This window comes from Rhodococcus sp. NPDC057014 (assembly GCF_042673295.1).
Lineage (GTDB): Bacteria > Actinomycetota > Actinomycetes > Mycobacteriales > Mycobacteriaceae > Rhodococcus_F.
The window spans coordinates 1-2,776 of sequence record NZ_JBHUSF010000562.1; the positions used below are offsets into that span (position 1 = coordinate 1).

Genomic DNA, 2,776 nt, shown 5'->3' on the forward strand with positions numbered 1-2,776 from the left:
GTACACGTCGTACACGCCCTCGACGTTGCGGACCACGTTCAGCACGTGCCCGAGGTGCTTCGGGTCGCCCATCTCGAACGTGAACTTACTGATCGCCACCCGGTCGCCGGACGTCGTCACCGACGCCGACAGGATGTTGACCTTCTCGTCGGCGAGCGCCTTGGTCACGTCCGACAGCAGCCTGTGCCGATCGAGCGCCTCGATCTGGATCGCCACCAGGAACACCGACGACGGGGACGGTGCCCACTTGACCTCGATGATCCGCTCGGACTGCTCCTGCAGGGAGCCGGCGTTGGTGCAGTCGGTGCGGTGGACGCTGACCGCGCCGCCCCGGGTCACGAAGCCCATGATCTCGTCGCCGGGCACCGGTGTGCAGCATTTGGCCAGTTTGGCGACCGTGCCCTCCGCACCGGGAACCAGCACACCCGCGTCGCCGGTGCTCCGCGGACGCATCGGCATGGTCGACGGGGTGGACCGCTCGGCCAGCTCCTCCTCGACGTCGCCGACTCCGCCCAGGTGCGCCACCAGACGCTGGACGACGTGCTGCGCCGACACGTGACTCTCGCCGACAGCCGTGTACAGCATCGAAACGTCCGTGTAGTGCAGTTCGTGCGCGATGGACGCCATCGATTCGGCGTTCATCAGGCGCTGCAGCGGCAGGCCGACCCGCCGCACCTCCTTCGCGATGGCGTCCTTGCCCGCCTCGAGCGCCTCCTCGCGGCGTTCCTTGGCGAACCACTGCCGGATCTTCGTCTTGGCGCGCGGGGAGACGACGAACGTCTGCCAGTCGCGGCTGGGACCGGCGTTGACGGCCTTGGAGGTGAAGACCTCCACCACCTCGCCGTTCTCGAGCTTGCGTTCGAGTGCCACCAGCCTGCCGTTGACCCGGGCGCCGATGCAACGGTGCCCGACCTCCGTGTGCACCGCGTACGCGAAGTCGACGGGCGTCGACCCGGCCGGAAGAGTCACCACGTCGCCCTTGGGGGTGAAGACGAAGATCTCCTTGACCGCGAGGTCGTAGCGCAGCGACTCGAGGAACTCCCCCGGGTCCGCGGCCTCACGCTGCCAGTCGAGGAGCTGACGCATCCACGCCATGTCGTCGACCTCGGCGACGTCACCGGAGTGTCTGCCCTTGGTCTCCTTGTACCGCCAGTGCGCGGCGATGCCGAACTCCGCGGTCCGGTGCATGTCGTGGGTGCGGATCTGCACCTCGAGGGGTTTGCCCTCGGGTCCGACGACGGTGGTGTGCAGCGACTGGTATACGCCGTAGCGCGGCTGCGCGATGTAATCCTTGAACCGGCCCGCCATCGGCTGCCACAGCGAGTGGACGACACCGACGGCCGCGTAACAGTCGCGGACCTCGTCGCACAGGATCCGCACCCCGACCAGGTCGTGGATGTCGTCGAAGTCGCGGCCCTTGACGATCATCTTCTGGTAGATCGACCAGTAGTGCTTGGGCCTGCCCTCGACGACCGCGTTGATGCGCGACGCAGTGAGGGTCGCGTTGATCTCCGCGCGCACCTTCGCCAGGTAGGTGTCGCGGGACGGCGCCCGGTCGGCGACGAGCCGCACGATCTCGTCGTACTTCTTGGGATGCAGGATCGCGAAGGACAGGTCCTCGAGTTCCCATTTCACGGTGGCCATGCCGAGCCGGTGGGCCAGCGGCGCGATGACCTCGAGCGTTTCGCGGGCCTTGCGGGCCTGCTTCTCGGGTGGCAGGAACCGCATGGTCCGCATGTTGTGGAGCCGGTCGGCCACCTTGATCACCAGCACGCGCGGATCGCGGGCCATCGCGATGATCATCTTGCGGATGGTCTCGCCCTCGGCGGCGTTGCCGAGCACCACCTTGTCGAGTTTGGTGACCCCGTCGACCAGGTGCGCGACCTCTTCGCCGAACTCGTCGGTCAGCTGCTCGAGGGAATAGCCGGTGTCCTCGACGGTGTCGTGGAGCAGTGCCGCGACGAGGGTGGTCGTGTCCATTCCCAGTTCGGCGAGGATGCTGGCGACGGCGAGCGGATGGGTGATGTACGGGTCGCCCGACTTGCGGCGCTGGCTGGCGTGCCGCTCCTCGGCCACGTCGTAGGCGCGCTGCAGGAGCGCCAGGTCCGCCTTGGGGTAGAGCTCGCGATGCAGACTGACGAGGGGTTCGAGAACCGGCCGGATGGTCGTGTTCCGCTGTCCTGTGATGCGCCTGGCGAGTCGCGCTCGTACCCGGCGCGATGCGGACGCCGGAACGGCGAATCCCTGTGCTCCACGGTTGTTACCGGAAGCCGGGTTCGCTGCAGGTGACTCGGCATCGGATTGCGCAGACGCGGGTGTTCCCGTGTTCTGCGACCGATCAAGATTCGAAGTCATGCCGTCACCTCCTACCACTGAAATGGCTCGGGCTCTGGGGCCCTGGTTGGTCTCGGGCATGCGCCCCGGTGGCCGTGGCGACCACCAGGCCCAACTTTAGTACTCAGACCGTGACGAGGGACGTGAGCGGGTACTTTCCGAGGCGCTCCCGGCCGCCCAGCGCGGCGATCTCCAGGACCACGGCGATGCCGATCACGCGGGCACCTGCGGATTCCACGAGCCGCGCCGTCGCGTCGAGGGTGCCGCCGGTGGCGAGGACGTCGTCGACGACGAGCACGGAGCGCCCGTCCAGGCCGATCGATCCGGCCGGGATCTCCAGCGTGGCCGTTCCGTATTCGAGGGTGTAAGCCTGCGACAGCACGGGCGGCGGCAGTTTGCCCGACTTCCGCACGGCCACCACACCGGATCCCAGCTCCCGGGC

The 2,776-nt window shown here is 67.8% G+C and carries 2 protein-coding genes; both read right to left on the reverse strand.

The features are described 5' to 3' along the window. Positions 1 to 2,355 (reverse strand): RelA/SpoT family protein (locus ACFTZB_RS44805; protein ID WP_378442335.1); only part of this gene is annotated, 2,355 nt, incomplete at its 3' end. A gap of 103 nt (positions 2,356 to 2,458) precedes the next feature. Then, positions 2,459 to 2,776, reverse strand: a 318-nt coding sequence (locus ACFTZB_RS44810) for an adenine phosphoribosyltransferase (RefSeq protein ID WP_378442337.1), incomplete at its 5' end; no start/stop codon positions are given.